At 69.8% G+C, this 15,451-nt stretch carries 18 protein-coding genes; 6 read left to right on the top strand and 12 right to left on the bottom strand.

Annotated features, from left to right (window positions below):
* Positions 1-5 precede the first annotated feature (5 nt).
* Both ALI22I_RS37135 and ALI22I_RS37130 read right to left on the bottom strand, forming a co-directional pair.
* Positions 6-314 (bottom strand): antibiotic biosynthesis monooxygenase family protein, encoded by a 309-nt coding sequence (locus ALI22I_RS37135; RefSeq protein WP_077010283.1) that lies wholly within the window; start codon positions 312-314, stop codon positions 6-8.
* A gap of 29 nt (positions 315-343) precedes the next feature.
* The gene (locus ALI22I_RS37130; RefSeq protein WP_077010282.1) at positions 344-1,819 is read right to left on the bottom strand and encodes a M1 family metallopeptidase; all 1,476 of its coding nucleotides are present in this window, start codon (positions 1,817-1,819) and stop codon (positions 344-346) included.
* 17 nt (positions 1,820-1,836) lie between these two features.
* Between ALI22I_RS37130 and ALI22I_RS37125 the strand changes: the two genes are divergently transcribed.
* Positions 1,837-2,583, top strand: a complete 747-nt coding sequence (locus tag ALI22I_RS37125) for an alpha/beta fold hydrolase (protein ID WP_077010281.1) — start codon at positions 1,837-1,839, stop codon at positions 2,581-2,583.
* Here ALI22I_RS37125 and ALI22I_RS37120 read toward each other — a convergent pair.
* Genes ALI22I_RS37120 through ALI22I_RS37110 form a run of 3 tightly spaced genes read right to left on the bottom strand, consistent with a single transcriptional unit; the run spans position 2,532 to position 4,422 of the window.
* Positions 2,532-3,029: a 2'-5' RNA ligase family protein gene (locus tag ALI22I_RS37120; protein WP_077010280.1), complete on the bottom strand. Its 498-nt coding sequence runs from the start codon at positions 3,027-3,029 to the stop codon at positions 2,532-2,534. The genes ALI22I_RS37125 and ALI22I_RS37120 overlap by 52 nt on opposite strands.
* A 1-nt stretch (position 3,030) precedes the next feature.
* Positions 3,031-3,900, bottom strand: coding sequence for an A/G-specific adenine glycosylase (locus tag ALI22I_RS37115; protein ID WP_077010279.1), 870 nt, complete (start codon positions 3,898-3,900; stop codon positions 3,031-3,033).
* A 30-nt stretch (positions 3,901-3,930) separates the two neighbouring features.
* Positions 3,931-4,422 carry a beta-class carbonic anhydrase gene (locus tag ALI22I_RS37110; RefSeq protein WP_077010278.1) on the bottom strand — a complete coding sequence of 164 codons (492 nt, stop codon included), beginning with the start codon at positions 4,420-4,422 and terminating at the stop codon, positions 3,931-3,933.
* 138 nt (positions 4,423-4,560) lie between these two features.
* On the opposite strand from ALI22I_RS37110, the gene ALI22I_RS37105 reads away from it, so the two are divergent.
* On the top strand, positions 4,561-5,217 hold the full coding sequence (locus ALI22I_RS37105) for a hypothetical protein (protein WP_143532639.1): 657 nt from the start codon (positions 4,561-4,563) through the stop codon (positions 5,215-5,217).
* 4 nt (positions 5,218-5,221) lie between these two features.
* Here the strand turns inward: ALI22I_RS37105 and ALI22I_RS37100 are convergent, their stop codons facing one another.
* The 4 genes from ALI22I_RS37100 to ALI22I_RS37085 form a co-directional block, all read right to left on the bottom strand.
* Positions 5,222-5,842 (bottom strand): LLM class flavin-dependent oxidoreductase, encoded by a 621-nt coding sequence (locus ALI22I_RS37100; RefSeq protein WP_077010276.1) that lies wholly within the window; start codon positions 5,840-5,842, stop codon positions 5,222-5,224.
* A 57-nt stretch (positions 5,843-5,899) separates the two neighbouring features.
* Positions 5,900-6,784 carry an aminoglycoside phosphotransferase family protein gene (locus ALI22I_RS37095; RefSeq protein WP_077010275.1) on the bottom strand — a complete coding sequence of 295 codons (885 nt, stop codon included), beginning with the start codon at positions 6,782-6,784 and terminating at the stop codon, positions 5,900-5,902.
* 177 nt (positions 6,785-6,961) lie between these two features.
* Positions 6,962-8,065, bottom strand: coding sequence for a LacI family DNA-binding transcriptional regulator (locus ALI22I_RS37090; protein WP_077010274.1), 1,104 nt, complete (start codon positions 8,063-8,065; stop codon positions 6,962-6,964).
* 107 nt (positions 8,066-8,172) lie between these two features.
* Complete coding sequence (locus ALI22I_RS37085) at positions 8,173-9,222, bottom strand: LacI family DNA-binding transcriptional regulator (RefSeq protein WP_077010273.1); 1,050 nt, start codon at positions 9,220-9,222, stop codon at positions 8,173-8,175.
* Positions 9,223-9,446: 224 nt separating this feature from the next.
* Here ALI22I_RS37085 and ALI22I_RS37080 point away from each other — a divergent pair, with 224 nt between their 5' ends.
* The 3 genes from ALI22I_RS37080 to ALI22I_RS37070 are packed head-to-tail and all read left to right on the top strand — an operon-like array spanning position 9,447 to position 12,603.
* A complete protein-coding gene (locus ALI22I_RS37080; protein ID WP_077010272.1) occupies positions 9,447-10,718 on the top strand; it encodes an extracellular solute-binding protein in 1,272 nt (423 codons plus the stop codon).
* Positions 10,715-11,701, top strand: coding sequence for a carbohydrate ABC transporter permease (locus ALI22I_RS37075; protein ID WP_077011112.1), 987 nt, complete (start codon positions 10,715-10,717; stop codon positions 11,699-11,701). The genes ALI22I_RS37080 and ALI22I_RS37075 overlap by 4 nt, the downstream gene beginning before the upstream one ends.
* Positions 11,701-12,603: a sugar ABC transporter permease gene (locus ALI22I_RS37070; protein ID WP_077010271.1), complete on the top strand. Its 903-nt coding sequence runs from the start codon at positions 11,701-11,703 to the stop codon at positions 12,601-12,603. Before ALI22I_RS37075 ends, ALI22I_RS37070 begins: the two co-directional genes overlap by 1 nt.
* A 34-nt stretch (positions 12,604-12,637) precedes the next feature.
* On the opposite strand, the gene ALI22I_RS37065 is transcribed toward ALI22I_RS37070, so the two are convergent.
* The 3 genes from ALI22I_RS37065 to ALI22I_RS37055 form a co-directional block, all read right to left on the bottom strand.
* A complete protein-coding gene (locus tag ALI22I_RS37065; RefSeq protein ID WP_077010270.1) occupies positions 12,638-13,042 on the bottom strand; it encodes a type II toxin-antitoxin system VapC family toxin in 405 nt (134 codons plus the stop codon).
* Complete coding sequence (locus ALI22I_RS37060) at positions 13,035-13,313, bottom strand: type II toxin-antitoxin system Phd/YefM family antitoxin (protein WP_077010269.1); 279 nt, start codon at positions 13,311-13,313, stop codon at positions 13,035-13,037. The genes ALI22I_RS37065 and ALI22I_RS37060 overlap by 8 nt, the downstream gene beginning before the upstream one ends.
* A gap of 108 nt (positions 13,314-13,421) precedes the next feature.
* Entirely contained in the window at positions 13,422-14,138 is a 717-nt protein-coding gene (locus ALI22I_RS37055) for a histidine phosphatase family protein (protein WP_077010268.1), read from the bottom strand.
* A gap of 128 nt (positions 14,139-14,266) precedes the next feature.
* Between ALI22I_RS37055 and ALI22I_RS37050 the strand changes: the two genes are divergently transcribed.
* Positions 14,267-15,367, top strand: coding sequence for an ABC transporter ATP-binding protein (locus tag ALI22I_RS37050; protein ID WP_077010267.1), 1,101 nt, complete (start codon positions 14,267-14,269; stop codon positions 15,365-15,367).
* Positions 15,368-15,451: the final 84 nt, after the last annotated feature.

Genomic DNA, 15,451 nt, shown 5'->3' with positions numbered 1-15,451 from the left:
GATCGTCAGCTCTTGGGCTGGGAGCTGAGCACGACCTCGAACTCCAGCAGGTCCGACCCGGTGCCCACCGGCTTGGCCCGCTCGCCCGCGTGCGCCTCCTTGGCCCGGCCGCCCATCCAGTTCTGGAAGGCCTCCTCGGTCTCCCACTGGGTGACCACGAAGTACCGGTCGTCGCCCTTGACCGGCCGCAGGAGCTGGAAGCCGAGGAAACCGGGTTCGGAGTCGACCGCGCCCAGTCGCGCGGCGAACCGCTTCTCCAACTCCGGGCCAGAGCCGTCGGGCACGTGGATCGCATTGATCTTCACAACCGCCATGCCTCGACGTTACCGCAGGACGGGCCGCGCTAACGGCGCAGCGAGCCGGGGTAGAGGTACTCGTCGGCGGGGACCTCGTCGCCCCGGAACCACGCGGCGAAGAACGCGTCCAGGTCCTGCCCCGAGACCTGCTCCACGTGCGCCTCGAACTCGGGCCACGACGCGTTGCTGTCCCGGTGCGTGGCCGTCCAGCCCTTCAGGACCTGGTCGAACGCCTGGTCGCCGACCTGGCGGCGCAACGCGTGCAGCGCGAGCTGGCCCTTGTCGTAGACGCCGCGGAATTCGTTGCCGCGGCCCATGTCGTAGAGCTTGCGGCCCCAGTACGCGTCGCGGTCGCCGGTCCGCTCGATCTCGGCGCGGTACCGGGCGTCGAGGTCCTCGCCGCCCTTCGCCTCGTCCCACAGCCACTGGGCGTAGCTGGCGAAGCACTCGTTGAGGCAGATGTCGGCCCAGTTCTCCAAGGTCACCGAGTCGCCGAACCACTGGTGCGCGTTCTCGTGCACCACGGTGTCCAGGTCGGCCCACCCGGCGTAGATGGGCCGGGTCTGGGTCTCCAGCGAGAAGCCGATGTTGTCGGCCAGGAAGATCCCGCCCGCCGATTCGAACGGGTAGGGGCCGAACTTCTCCGACAGGAACGCGAGCACCTCCGGCAGCCGTTCCTGGTGCTGCCGGCCGTTCTGCGCGCCCGGCGCGTAGGCGTCCACGACCGGGGTGCCGTCGGGCAGGGTGGACCGCTCGATCGTCCACCGGTCGATCGCGACCGTGGTCAGGTAGGTGGCCATCGGCTGCTCCGCGACCCAGCGGAACGTCGTCCAGCCGTCCGCGCTGGCCGAGCCCTCTTCGACGCCGTTGGAGACCACCGACCAGCCCTGCGGCACCCGCGCGGTCAACGCGAACGTCGCCTTGTCGCGCGGGGTGTCGTTGGCCGGGAACCAGGTGGTCGCCGAGTGCGGCTCACCGGCCGCGAACGCGCCACCGGTCGAGGAGATCTGCCAACCGCTGCGGCCCAGCGCCCGGTCCTCCACCACGGTCGGCTGCCCGCCGTACGCGACGGTGGTGGTGAACTCCTCGCCGTTGCGCAGCGCGCGTTCGGGCACGACGACCAGCTCGTGGTCGCCTTCCCGCTCGAAGCTCGTGGCCTTCGTCCCGCCCACGTCGACGTTCGAGACCTCCAGCTCGTACAGGTCGAGGTTGAACCGGGACAGGTCGGCGGTCGCCTTGGCGGTGATCTTCGCGACGCCGTCCAGCCGCTTGGTGGTCGGGTCGTAGCTGATCGACACGTCGTAGGCGCTGACGTCGTAGCCGGTGTTGCCGTCCTGCGGGTAGTACGCGTCACCCGCGCCGTCGCCGCCCTCGGCGTTCACCACCGGCGGGGTCGTCACGCCGGTCGTGGTCGGTGCCGCGGTCGGCTGGTCCTGCGGCAGTCTGGCCACCACGATCCCGGCAGCCACCAGCACCAGGACGAGGACGAACAGGTACGGGCGTGCCTTCGGGCTGATGGCCATGCCGACATGATGCACGTATGAGCGTTGCCGAGTTCGGGGGATCGGGGCAGGGCATCCTGCTGCTCCACGGCCTGATGAGCCGGGCGAGCACGTGGTGGACAGTCGCGCGGTGGCTTGAGCCGTACGGGCGGGTGGTCGCGCCGGACGCGCGCGGGCACGGCCGCAACCCGGTGCGGGGGCCGTTCCGGACCGAGGACTTCGTCGCCGACGCGGCGGCCGTGATCGAGCGGTTCGACCTCGCGCCGGCGGTGGTGATCGGGCACTCCATGGGCGGGCTGCACGCGTGGGCGCTCGCCGCGACCCGGCCCGATCTGGTGCGCGCGGTCGTGGTCGAGGACGTGGTGCCGGACAACCGGGGCCGCACGATCGACGACTGGAAGTGGTACTTCGACGCGTGGCCGGTGCCGTTCCGGTCTTTGGCGCACGTGCGATCGGTGGTGAACGTGCCGCGGGTGGAGGAGATGTTCGAGGAGCGCGAGGACGGTTGGCACCTCATCGCGCACCTGCCCGACCTGTACGAGATCGCCGCCGAGTGGGGCGAGCGGGCGTACTGGGACTTCGTGGACGCGATCCGGTGCCCGATGCTCGTGATCGAGGCCGGGCGGGGCGGGTTGCGAGCCGGGCAGATGGCCGAGGTGGCGCGGCGGACCGGTGGACAGCACCTCGTGGTGCCGGAATCCGGGCACGTGGTGCACGACGAGGCGCCGGAGGTCTACCGGGGTGCGGTGGAGGCGTTCCTGAGCGGGTCGATCGCGCCGGTCTGAGTGTCCACGATCGCCATCTCCTCGGCTTTGGCGCGGATCGGCGTGATCGGGTGCAGTTCGGCGAAGGCGGTCTTCACCTCGGCGTCCTCGCCGTTGAGCAGCGTGCAGTGCGGGACCCAGTTGCCCGGCAGGTGCTGGGCGTTGGGGTGCTTCACCCGGCCCGCGAGCACGTCGTGCACGGCCGAGTGCACGGCCAGCAGCTCGCTGTCCACGATGGCGCCGAGCTGGAGGGTGTTCTCGGTGGCGCTGAGCGTGTGCAGCCACACGTCGGGCAGCCAGAGCCGGGACAGGTCCTCGCGCAGTTCGGCGCGCACCTTCGGCCCGATCGTGCCCGCCGCCGCGTACGTCAGGTGCGGGGGCAGCTCGGACCGCGTGCCGATCCGCCGCCACAGGCCGCGCACCGCGTTGTCCGCCTCGGCGTCGAAGAACACCACGAGCGCGTGCACGTCAGTGCTCCCCGGGCAGCGCGAACAGGCCTTCCCGCGTCTGCTCGACCAGGCCGTCGACCAGCAGCGAGTGCAGGCACCGGTCCCGCTGGCCCGCGTCCGACCAGACCAGGTCGAGCCGGGTCTTGGCCACCGGCTCGTCGGTGCCGCGCAGCACGTCCAGCAGCAGGCCACGCACCTGGCGGTCGGTGCCCGCGAACTTCTGGACCGCCTTGGCCGGGCCGTCGTAGGCGGGACGGCCGTTGAGCTGCCACGCGCACGCGTCGAACACCGGGCAGTCGGCGCACTTCGGTGCGCGGGCCGTGCAGACCAGGGCGCCCAGTTCCATCAACGCGGCCGAGTAGACAGCGGCGTCGTCGTCGGGGAGCAGGACTTCGACGTCGCGGAGGTCTTTCGTCGTGGACGGCGGGCCTGCGTCGCCCGCGCCGTGCACGGCCCGTGCCACGACCCGGCGGACGTTCGTGTCGACCACCGGGCACTTCTGGCCGTAGGCGAACGCCGCGACCGCCCGTGCCGTGTACGCGCCGATACCCGGCAGGGTGAGCAACGTGTCCACGTCCTGTGGGACGACGTCGTCGTGCTGCTCGGCGATGGCCTGCGCGGCGGCGTGCAGCCGGAGCGCGCGGCGCGGGTAGCCCAGCTTGCCCCAGGCGCGCAGGACATCGCCCTGGCTCGCCTCGGCCATCGCCGACGGGGTGGGCCAGCGGGCCAGCCACTCGTGCCAGATCGGCTCGACGCGGGCGACGGGGGTCTGCTGCAACATGATCTCGCTGACCAGCACACCCCACGCCGTGCACTCCGGCCGTCGCCAGGGCAGGTCGCGGGCGGTGTCGGCGAACCAGTCGAGGAGGAGCTCGGCGTCCAGACTCATAGCGCCGCACAGTGTCCCACGACCGAGCGGTCAGACGACCTCGGTCAGCTGTCCCGTGTGCACGTCGTAGACGAAACCGCGGACGTTGTCGCGGTGCGGCAGGAAGGCGCTGTGCCGGACCCGGTTCATCGAGCCGCGCACGCTGTCCTTGGCTTCGCGGAACGCCTCGACCGACCACGTCGGGCGCAGGCCGGAGTCCTGCTCCAACTCGTCCTTGAAAGCGTCCTCGGTGACCAGTTCGAGGCCGCAGTTGGTGTGGTGCACCAGCAGCACCTCGCGGGTGCCGAGCTTGCGCTGGCTCAACGCCAGCGAGCGGATCACGTCGTCGGTGACGACGCCGCCCGCGTTGCGCAGCACGTGCGCCTCACCCTGCTTGAGGCCGAAGATCTCGAACACCCGGATGCGCGAGTCCATGCAGGTCAGGATTGTCACGCTCATCGAGGGGCGGGGTGAGGAACGATCACCGGGGACGATGTTGCCCAGTTCGGCGTTACGGCGCAGCAGTTCGTCGATCGCGGTCATCGCGCACCTCCTGTGTCCCTGGGATTGGAACCCGCGTCCCGCATGTCGGGCAAGAGATTCCGGCGAGCATCACGTTCACCGCATCGGGCGAGGGGTGCCTGACTGGCGATGTGTGCCGACCCGGCTACCTTCTGTCACGTGATCGAGCCCACAGGCATGCACCCGTCGTCGGTGTACTGGCGACGGCGTGCCCTGGCCATGGGCGGGTCGTTGATCGCTTTAGTGCTGGCCGTGTGGCTGGTCGGCGCCCTGATCGGCCGCGGCGACCCCGTACCGGTCGCACCGCAGGCGGCGACTTCCAGCCCGCCCCCGCCGCGGGAGACGCCGGTCGTCTCGTCGTCCTCCTCGACCACGCCCCCTCCCGCGCCTGAGCCGCCGAAACCGACGTTGCCGCCCGGTCCGCCGCCGCCGTGCGACGACGCGCAGGTGGCCGTGGTGGCCGAGGTGGACCAGCCCTCGACGCCCGCCGGCCAACCGGTGGGGTTCACCATCGTCGTGTCCAACACCGGTCCGCTGCCGTGCGCCAAGGAGATCGGCCGCAAGGTGCGCGAACTGGTCGTGACGACCGCCGACGGCGCGACCCCGCTGTGGTCGAGCAACGACTGCTTCGCCACGGAGGGCTCGGAGGTGCGCGTGATGCAGCCGGCCGAGCGGTTCACCTACGGCCTGCGGTGGCCGGGCAGCACGTCGGAACCGGGCTGCGCGAAGCACACCCGGCTCGGCGCGGGCGACTACCTGCTGACCGCGCGGGTGGCGGGCAAGGCGAGCGACCCCGTGGTCTTCCGGCTGACGTGACCCGTCACGGCCGCCAGCCGAGCGCCGGGCCGAGGGCGGTGGCGATGTCGGTGAGGATCTGCACGTAGTCGTCGTGCTCGAACGTGAACGGCAGGGCGAACGCGACCTCGTCGACCTCGCGGAACGCGGCGTGGTCGTAGAGGCGTTCGGCGATCTCGTTCGCGGTGCCGACGAAATCGGGGGAGAAGAGCAGGCCGGCCGGTCCCTGCGGGGTGGTGGTGCGGGGCAGCCGCTTGGCCGCGTACTCCTCGTACCGCGCGCGTTGGTCGGCGGTGGCCGAGTCGGTCGGGATGACGACCAGGCCCTGGGATACGCGGGCGCGTTCGCCGTCGGGGTGGGCGGCGCGGAAGGCGTGGATGTGCGACTGCTGGATATCGGCGAAGTCGGTGCCGCCCTCGGCCTTCACGACGCTGCTGATCAGGAAGTTCATCCCGTGCTCGCCGGCCCACCGGGCGGAGCCGAGGCTGCCGCCGCCGTACCAGAGGCGTTCGCCGGGGCCTTCGGAGTGCTCGCCGAGCTGGATGATCTCCAACGTCGACTCGTGCCCGCGCCGGGGGTCGGTCTCGTCGAACAGTCCGATGGTCAGGAAGCCCAGCTTGCGCAGTGGCGCGGAGGGCAGCGGCATATCCCGATCCTCCCAGCCCGGAGCCGTTGATCCACCTGCTGGAACGCGGGTGCCGCCTCAGGTCAGCAGGGCGGCCAGGGCGTCGACGACCGCGGTGATCGGCTTCGGTTCGTGCAGGCTGCGTGACCACAGCGCGGACTCGGCCGCCCTGGCCTGCGTCCAGCGGCGGACCCGTTCCCGGTCCACCTCCGCAGCCTCGGCGAACTCCGCGATCCGCCGGTCCACCGCTCGACGCGGGTCCGGTTCGGCGGTGACGGCGGGCCAGTCGCCGCGCAGCAGCGGGAGCAGTTCGTAGGCCGGGTCACCGGTCAGCCCGGTCGGATCGACGACCCGCAGCCCTTCGTCGTCGCACATGATGTTGCCGAAGTGCAAGTCGCCGTGCACCAGGACGGCCGGCTGATCGACTGCCAGGTCACGCGCGTTGGCGACGGCGGCGTCGACCACCCGTGCCGGCAACGGTGAGCCGAGCCGTGCGGCGTGTGGGGGCATGTCCACCGCCCATCCGAGCGCCTTGTCGGCCAGCGTGGGCACTTCGGGCGGCGCGGTGATGGCGAGTCGACGGACGAGTCGGCCGACCGCGGTGAACGGCGCCGACTCGGGCTTGTCCAAGGGCCGCAAGCGTTCCAGCAGCATGGCGAACCGGCTGTCGTCGCGCTCCAGCAGACGCACCGCGCCGTTGCCGTTCCACGCCGCCAGCGCCGTTGGCTCCGCGGTGTTGTACGACAACGGAAACCCGAGCTTCAGCACCACCCGCGTCCCGTCCGCGCGGACCGCCGGGATCACCACCCCGACAAAGCCGTGCGCCACCGGTCCCGACACGGTGCAGGACCACCGGTCCAGGAACTCGGTGGCCAACGCGGGCAGCGACTCGACCCACCGCCTGCCCGCTTCACCCTCGCGACGGATCGTGGCCTCGGCGAACGCCGGCGGAACGGTCAACACACGGAACCCCTTGTGCTTGTGGCCCGCCCTACCGGTTGTCCACAGGTGTCGGGTCCGCCTGCCGGTTGTCCACAGGTGCCGAGTCTGGCGGCCGGGATTGTCAGACCGTTGTGGCAGGGTAAAAGCAGGGGTCCCCTTGGCGGGGACCCCCGCGCAGCGTTCGCGGTCAGTGCGCGGTCACGGGCCGAACCAGCGTTCCTCCGCCGTGCCGCGGGGCGGGGCGGCGGTGGAGCCGAGGACGAGTTCGGTGGACAGGGTCACGGCTCGGGGGCGGGTGCGTTCGGCCGAGTCGAGCAGGAGTTTGCCCGCGGCGCGGCCCTTTTCCAGGACCGGCTGCCGCACCGTCGTCAGGCCGGCCTGCTCGGCCTCGCGGATGCCGTCGAAACCGGTGACCGTGATGTCGGCCGGCACGCGCAGGCCGCGCTTCTGCACCTCGGCGAGAGCGCCCAGAGCCAGTATGTCCGACGTGCAGATCAACGCCGTGATCTCCGGGTCGCGCTCCAGCACCTGCGCCGCCGCCGACGCGCCCGACGCCATGGTGTGGTCGAACCGCTCCGCCACCGGCACGGTGACCCACTCCACGCCGACCGACGCGAACGCCTGCGCGAGCCCCGCCAACCGGGCCCGCTGCACGTGGAAGTGCGCCGCCTGCTGCCGTTCCGGCGTCACGAAATCGTCATTGCGATCACGGGCCAACCGCATGCACACCACGCCGATCCGCCGGTGCCCCAACGAGATCAGGTGCTGTGCCAACGAGTGCATGGCCGCCTGGTCGTCGATGCCGACGCGGTCGACGTTGTCGAGGTCGGGCTGGTCGCACACGACGGTCGGCACGGGCCGCTCCAGCACGGCGGCCAGGTGCGGGTCGTCGTCTGGCACCGAATACACCACGAACCCGTCCACCCCCGCCCGGTGCACGGCCGCCACGTCCTCGCGCTCCGGGTTCGCCGGCACGAGCAGCAGCCCGGTCCCGGCGTCCTCGCACGCGAGCGCCAACCCTTCGAGGAACCCGATCGCAGCCGGGTCGCGGAACGCGTAGGACAGGTTCTCGGTGAGCAACAGGCCCACCGCACCGGCCTTCCTGGTCCGCAGGGAGCGGGCAACCGGGTCGGGCCCCGGGTACCCGAGTCGTCTAGCTGTCTCCAACACCCGGCGTCGCAGCTCTGGCGAGAGCTGGTCGGGACGGTTGTACGCGTTGGACACCGTTGTCCGGGAAACACCCAGCTCCGCCGCCAATGAAGCCAGCGTTGCGGGGCGTCGCACATGCATCGACCGCGCCATGAAGTGACCGTAACGGTTCAGAACCAATTACAGAAGTGGGGGTGACAGGCATCCCTCTAAATCTCCATCAGTGCAGCTAGGACTACGTTACCTCGGGGTACATTGGTCTAAACCAATACGGGTGGCGCGGACGACTCGCGCACCACCAGCCTGGGTCGGAAAACGCGCGTGTAATTGCCGGCGGGACGCCTTCGCCGATCGGGGTCGAGGCGGTGCACCAACTCGTCCACGGCCGCCGCCGACATCTCCTCGATCGGCTGGGCCAACGTGGTCAACGACGGCGAGCAGTAGGACGCCAGCGGGATGTCGTCGAACCCCACCACCGACAGGTCGCCCGGCACGGACAGCCCGCGCCGGTGCGCCTCCCGCAGCACGCCGATCGCCATGTGGTCGGACGAGCAGATCACCGCCGAAGGCCGCACGGTGTCCAGCAACGCCGACACCGCCTCCGCTCCACCCTCGGGCCCGAACGGCGCGTGCGCCACGAAATCGGACGACGCCGGCAGTCCGTCCTCCTCCAACGCCGCCGCCCACCCGGCCCGCTTGAGCCGCGACGGCAACGACCGCGCCGGCCCCGACACGAACCCGACCCGCCGATGCCCCAACTCGACCAGGTGCCTGGTCGCCGCGTACCCCGCGTGCTGCTCGTCCACGGTCACGTCCGGCACGTCCAGCGACGGCGTGGCCCCGTTGAGGAACACCATGTGCACGCCGTCGGCCAGCAGTTTCGCGTAGTACGACGGCCGTGGCGCCTGGCCGAGCGGCACCTCGACGTTGGTGATCTCCGGTGACACGAACACCATGCCCTCGACGCCGCGCGCGAGGAGCATCCGCACGTACTCCTCCTCGCCCATCGCGCCCGCGCCGGTGGCCCGCGTGTTGCACAGCAACGACGAGTACCCCAGCCGCGCGGCCCGCACCTCCAGCGCCTCGGCGAACGCCGGGAACACCGGGTTGGACAGCTCCGGCACGAGCAGGCCGATCACACCGGTCCGCTGGAGGGCGCCCAACCCGCGCGGCGTGTAAGGCATTTCCGCCAGCACCGCGAGCACGCGCTGGCGCGTCTCGTCGTTCACGCCCGCCCGGCGGTTGAGCACCCGACTGACCGTGGAGATGCTCACCCCGGCTGCCCTGGCGATCTCGGACAGACCGGACACGGTTCCTCCTCGTATCAATTGGCTGACGTGAAGCCTGCCGCCAGCGGCAAATTTTTGCAACGCCCACCGGCGTTTCCGCCAGGTGGACGCGTCCGTTACGGCTTGGTTACGGCAAGTCCCTTGACCCCGCCCTGGTCGGCGCGATGAAATTCGCAGCAACATTTTCGCAAGTTCTTGCAAGAGCCTTCATCACGGTGGAGGCCACAGGAGGGACGACAGCAACGATGCGACGTACCACCCTCGTGACCGCAGTGGCGGCAGTCGGCGCCCTCGTCCTCACCGCGTGCGGTGGCGGCGACGGCGGATCCGCGTCCGGCGACTCCGGTGAGATCACCTTCTGGGACACCAGCGGCCCGAACGAGAGCCCGGTGTTCACCAAGATCGCGAACGACTGCGCGGCCAAGGGCGGCTACAAGGTCAAGACCGAGACCGTCCCCTTCGACCTGGCCCTCAACAACTACCGGACCGCCGCGCAGGGCGGTCAGGGCCCGGACGTGTTCCGCGCCGACGTCGCCTGGGTGTCGCAGTTGGCCAAGCTGGGCTATGTAGTCGAATTAACGAGCACCGACCTGACCGGCACCGAGTTGGCCACCGGCACGGCCGACTTCCTGGAGACGCCGCTCGGCTCCACCAAGTACGACGGCAAGTCGTACGGCGTCCCCCAGGTCACCGACTCGCTGGCGCTGTTCTACAACAAGAAGCTGCTGGCCGACGCGGGTGTCGAGCCGCCGAAGACGTGGGGCGAGCTGAAGACCGCCGCCGCCAAGCTCGGCGGCGAGAAGGCCGTCTTCATCAACAACGACGCGTACTACGCGCTGCCGTTCATCTACGGCGCGGGCGGAGACCTGGTCGACGCCGACGCGAAGAAGATCGTGGTCAACTCCGCGGAGAACGTGAAGGCGCTGGAGACCGCCAAGGGCCTGCTGGACGCCAAGGCCGCCTCCACCGCGCTGGACCCGGCGAACTCCTACAACAACATGCAGGCCGCGTTCACCTCCGGCGAGGTCGCCATGGTCGTCAACGGCCCGTGGTCGGTCGCCGACTACCTCAAGGGCCCCGCGTTCACCGACCCCGCCAACCTGGGCATCGCGCCCGTCCCCGGTGAGACCGCCGGCGAGGGCTCCGCGCCGGTCGGCGGCCACGACTACGTGATCCGCCAGGGCACCAAGGCCAAGAACTCGTCCGTCAAGTTCATCGCCTGCATGAGCAGCGTCGAGTCGCAGATTCAGATCGCCAAGGAACTCGGCCTGCTGCCCACCCGCAAGTCCGCCTACGACAACGCGGACGTGAAGGCCAACGCGGTCGTCTCCGCGTTCGAGCCGGTCGTCAACGCAGCCCACCCGCGCGCGTGGATTCCCGAGGGCAGCCAGCTGTTCGACCCGCTGAAGATCGCCTACGCCGACGTGCTGGCGGGCAAGAAGGACGCCAAGACGGCACTGGACGAGGTCGCCAAGGCCTACAAGGACACCGTCGTCCCCGAGTACACCGTCGGCTGACCGTGCCCTCGCGGGGGTCTCTCGCTGGAGAGGCCCCCGCGAGGACCGCTCGAAGGGAGACTTCGGTGCGCAGGTTCCTGGACCGGCACTGGTACGCGTACGCGATGGTGCTGCCGGTCGTGGTGGTCATCGCGGTGTTGGTGCTGTTCCCGCTCGCCCAGGGCGTGTTCTTCACCTTCACCAACATCAACGAGGGCAACATCGCCAACCCGATCCTCGACCGGCCGGCGACCTACGTCTCCGTCGGCCTGGGCAACTACCTGAAGGTGCTCTCCGGCGACGCCAGCTACGGCGCGTTCTGGTCCACGCTGGTGCGCACGCTGATCTGGACGTTCGGCTGCGTGTTCTTCCACTACACGATCGGCCTGGGCCTGGCCCTGCTGCTCAACCGGCAGGTGCGCGGCCGGGCGGTGTACCGGGTGCTGCTGATCCTGCCGTGGGCGGTGCCGGCGTTCATCAGCGCGTTCGCGTGGAAGTACATGTTCAACGCGCAGTACGGGATCATCAACCAGTTCCTGCGCTTGTTCGGGCTGCCCGACCCGGTGTGGCTGGGGCAGTCGGACTGGGCGCTGGTCGCGGTGATCATCGTGAACGTGTGGCTCGGCGTGCCGTTCATGATGGTGGCGCTGCTCGGCGGCCTCCAGTCCATCCCCGGTGACCTCTACGAGGCGGCCGAGGTGGACGGTGCTTCGGCGTGGCAGCGGTTCCGCGACGTGACGCTGCCCGGCCTGCGGTCGGTGTCGAGCACGGTGGTGCTGCTGGGCATCATCTGGACGTTCAACATGTTCGCGATCATCTACCTGATCACCGGGCCGAACCCGAACACCCGGATTCTGGTGACCTACGCGTTCGAGCGGTTCTTCTCCGGCGCGTCCCGCGACTTCGCGGTGGCGTCGACCTACGGAGTACTGATCCTGTCCGTGCTGCTCGTGTTCGCGGGCGTGTACCGGCGTGCGCTGCGCAAGCAAGGCGAGGTGTGGTGATGACGGTCGAAGCCGCTTCGTTGCGAGTGGTCGAGCCGGTCCAGCCGGTCCTCGGTCGGAAGCGCTCGGAACGGTCCGTGATCGCGAGTGTCGGCCTGCACTCGGCCTTGGTCGTGGCGTCGCTGATCGCGGTGTTCCCGGTGTTCTGGGTGCTGGTGACGTCGTTCAAGCCGGACGCGAAGGCCGTGGAGACCACGCCGAAGCTGGTCAACGACTCCAGCGTGGACAACTACGTGCGGATCCTGTCGGGGGAGAAGGGCGATTTCCTGGCGTGGTTCGGCAACTCGGTGCTGATCGCGCTGATGACCACGGTCCTGGCGGTGTTCCTGTCCGCGACGGCGGGGTACGCGGCCTCGCGGTTCCGGTTCCCCGGCAAGCGGTCGCTGATGCTGTCGTTCCTGGTCGTGCAGATGTTCCCGTTCGCGGTGCTGATCGTGCCGCTGTACAACATCCTGCTGGCCCTGGGGTTGCAGGGCACGTCCCTCGGCTTGGTCCTCGTCTACTGCACGACCGCCGTGCCGTTCTGCACGTACATGCTGAAGGGCTACTTCGACACCATCCCGACCGACATCGACGAGGCCGGGCGGGTGGACGGCCTGTCACCGTTCGGCGTCTTCTGGCGCCTGGTCCTGCCACTGGCCCGGCCGGGCCTGGCCGTCACCGCGTTCTACGCGTTCCTCACGGCGTGGGGCGAGGTGGCGTTCGCGTCGGCGTTCCTGTCGGCGGCGGACGAGTCGAAGACGCTCGCGGTCGGCCTGCAGGTCTTCGTGCAGCAGAACCGCACCGAGTGGGGCCATCTGGCGGCGGCGTCGATCCTGGTCGCGATCCCGGCGATCGTGGTGTTCTACCTGGTCCAACGCTTCCTGGTGACCGGCCTGTCGTCGGGCGCGGTGAAGGGCTGAGCCACGGGGCCTCCGCCCGGCGCGGAGGCCCCGCTCAGACCGCCACGATCTCGACCATCGACTCCAGGCCGATGAAGTCCTTCGGGTTTCGCGTGTACAGCGGCGTGCTGAGTGACGAGGCGATCGCGGCGATCATCAGGTCGAGTCGGCGGGGCCTCGGGTCGCGGTTGGCCGCGAGGGTCAGTGTGACCAGCGTGCCGTAGCGGGTAGCGGCGTGGCTGTCGAACGGCAGTGGGTCGAACGACAGGATCGCGGAACCCAGCTTCTCGGTGCGCGCGGCACGCGACGCCGGGTCCTTGGCCCTTGCCAAGCCGTGGTGCAGTTCGGCCAACGTCACCGCGGTGAGTTCGGGAATCTCGGGCAGGACGGTCGGGTCCAGCAGATCCAGGTCGATGTACACACAGGTGTCCAGCACGCCGGAGGCGTGGCGCTCAGCCACGACGGCGCTCCCATGGGTCGTCGTCACCGATGCGGTCTTCGGTGCCGAAGAACTCGTCGGCTTCCCTGCGCATCTCGGCGGCGTCCACTCGCGGCAGCCGCTTGTGTATCTCGACGAGCTCATCCGCGGTCAACCGACGCCTGCGCGACAGCGGACGCACCTCGGCGATCTCCACACCGTTGCGGGTGATGTGGAACGTCTCGCCTGCCTCGACGGCATCCATGACCGCGGCGGAGTTGTTGCGGAACTCCCGCTGACTGATGACCTTCACACCTCAAGCTTAATTGCCTGTAGCACGACGAGCTACATGGTGTACCAGTGGTCCCGTCGTCACGGAAGGGTGACCACGGCCACGTGACCGGCCTGTCGTCAGGCCCGCTCAGCCGCGGCCGCGCTTCCACGGGTCGTCGTCGCCGCCGGTGCGGTCTTCGGTGCCGAAGGACTCGTCGGCTTCCGTCCGCAATTGCACGTGGTCGACCCACGACAACCGCTTGTGCTGCTCGATCAGTTCCTCGGCGGTCCTCCCTTGGCGCAGGCCAGGGCCGCGGGCGTTGGTCGGGCGGCCGTTGTGCCACCGCAGGCGGTAGACCGCCGGCATCGGCATGTCCTTCAGGAACGGCCAGTCGACGGCGTGGCCCGCCGCGAGCAGGGTGCGAGCCGCGAACGTGCCATGCGTGCCGATCACCACCACTCCGCCGTCGTGCTCCTCGGCCACCTCCGTCAACGTCCGCGTGAGTCGGGCGTCGAACCGCGCCATGCTCTCGCCACCGGGTCGGGCTTCGTCCGGGTTCTCCCAGCTGTGCGCGAAGTGCCGGGCGTAGTCCGACGTGGGCGGTATCCCGGAGTCCCACTCCCGCAGGTCCCACCAGGTGTCGACGGTCAGGCCGAGCGCTTCGGCGGTGGGGCGGACCGTCTGCACGGCCCGCAGGTAGGGGCTCGACAGGAACGCGGTCGGCCGGAGGACGGCGAGGACGTCGACCAGGTCGCGGGCCTGCGCCAACCCCTCGTCGGTCAACGGCCTGGTCAGCTCGTCGGGACCGTCCGGCGTGGGGACGACTGAACGCGCGTGGCGAACGAGCACGAGGTCGGTGGCCATGCCCTTAGGAGTACCAGGCCCGCCGAACCGGTGTGGAACTAGACCAATGCACCCGTTCCCGTAAGCGCTTGCAATCCCTAGCGTTGCGGCAAAGCTCGGGTAGTGAGGGTAGGGAAAGGTGCGTTCGCATGGCTGAGGTCGCCTACGTCAAGGCTTCGCGGATCTTCTCCGGCAACCCGCCGGTCCGCGCGGTGGACGAGCTGTCGTTGGATGTCACCGACGGTGAGTTCCTGGTACTGGTCGGTCCGTCCGGCTCCGGCAAGTCGACCGCGCTGCGGATGCTCGCGGGTCTGGAGGACGTGGACGAGGGCGCCATCCACATCGGCGGCAAGGACGTCACCAACGTTCCGCCCAAGGGCCGTGACATCGCGATGGTGTTCCAGTCCTACGCGCTCTACCCGCACATGACGGTCGCGGAGAACATGGGCTTCGCGCTCAAGCTGCGCGGCGTCAACAAGGCCGAGATCAAGGAGAAGGTCGCCGAGGCGGCCAAGATGCTCGACCTGGGCAAGTACCTGGACCGCAAGCCGAAGGCGCTGTCCGGTGGTCAGCGGCAGCGTGTCGCGATGGGTCGCGCGATCGTGCGTGAGCCGAGTGTGTTCCTCATGGACGAGCCGCTGTCCAACCTGGACGCGAAGCTGCGCGTGGAGACCCGCGCGAACATCGCCGCCCTCCAGGCGCGGCTGGGCACCACCACGATCTACGTCACGCACGACCAGGTCGAGGCCATGACCATGGGCCACCGGGTCGCCGTGCTCAAGGACGGCCTGCTCCAGCAGTGCGACACCCCGCGCGCGCTGTACGACAAGCCGGCCAACGCGTTCGTCGCCGGGTTCATGGGCTCGCCCGCGATGAACCTCAAGACCGTGCCGCTGACGTCGGAGGGCGCGAAGCTCGACGGCATCGTGGTCCCGCTGGAGCGCCGCATGATGGACAAGGCGGCGGGCGAGGGCCTGTCCGAGGTGACGTTCGGCATCCGGCCCGAGTCGCTGGCGCTGGTCCCCTCCTCCGAGGAGGGCATCGACATGACCGTCGAGCTGGTCGAGGAGCTGGGCGCGGACGCGCTCATGCACGGCTCGGTCCGCATCGGCGACGTGCCCGAGCGGTTCGTGGTCCGCGTGGACGGCCGCACGCCGCCCACCCTGGGCCAGACGGTGAAGATCGCCGTGCGCGACGCCACCGAGGTCCACCTGTTCCACCCTGAGTCGGGTCTGCGCCTCACCGACTGACGGCTGACGGCTGACGTAACACACCACAAGGGGCCACCTCCGTTCCGGCGGGAGTGGCCCCTTGTGGTGTGTGAAACACCTGGT

The organism is Saccharothrix sp. ALI-22-I, assembly GCF_001984175.1.
Classification (GTDB): Bacteria; Actinomycetota; Actinomycetes; order Mycobacteriales; family Pseudonocardiaceae; genus Actinosynnema.
This window is presented reverse-complemented; position numbering and strand designations above follow the sequence as displayed.

Bases quoted from the DNA above. Each gene is read 5' to 3' on its own strand.
- ALI22I_RS37110 (WP_077010278.1), bottom strand. From the start codon at position 4,422: ATGACCGCGATCGACGAACTGCTGCGCCGTAACGCCGAACTGGGCAAC.
- ALI22I_RS37050 (WP_077010267.1), top strand. From the start codon at position 14,267: ATGGCTGAGGTCGCCTACGTCAAGGCTTCGCGGATCTTCTCCGGCAAC.
- ALI22I_RS37125 (WP_077010281.1), top strand. From the start codon at position 1,837: ATGAGCGTTGCCGAGTTCGGGGGATCGGGGCAGGGCATCCTGCTGCTC.
- ALI22I_RS37055 (WP_077010268.1), bottom strand. From the start codon at position 14,138: ATGGCCACCGACCTCGTGCTCGTTCGCCACGCGCGTTCAGTCGTCCCC.
- ALI22I_RS37080 (WP_077010272.1), top strand. From the start codon at position 9,447: ATGCGACGTACCACCCTCGTGACCGCAGTGGCGGCAGTCGGCGCCCTC.
- ALI22I_RS37100 (WP_077010276.1), bottom strand. From the start codon at position 5,842: ATGCCGCTGCCCTCCGCGCCACTGCGCAAGCTGGGCTTCCTGACCATC.
- ALI22I_RS37135 (WP_077010283.1), bottom strand. From the start codon at position 314: ATGGCGGTTGTGAAGATCAATGCGATCCACGTGCCCGACGGCTCTGGC.
- ALI22I_RS37130 (WP_077010282.1), bottom strand. From the start codon at position 1,819: ATGGCCATCAGCCCGAAGGCACGCCCGTACCTGTTCGTCCTCGTCCTG.
- ALI22I_RS37115 (WP_077010279.1), bottom strand. From the start codon at position 3,900: ATGAGTCTGGACGCCGAGCTCCTCCTCGACTGGTTCGCCGACACCGCC.
- ALI22I_RS37070 (WP_077010271.1), top strand. From the start codon at position 11,701: ATGACGGTCGAAGCCGCTTCGTTGCGAGTGGTCGAGCCGGTCCAGCCG.
- ALI22I_RS37090 (WP_077010274.1), bottom strand. From the start codon at position 8,065: ATGGCGCGGTCGATGCATGTGCGACGCCCCGCAACGCTGGCTTCATTG.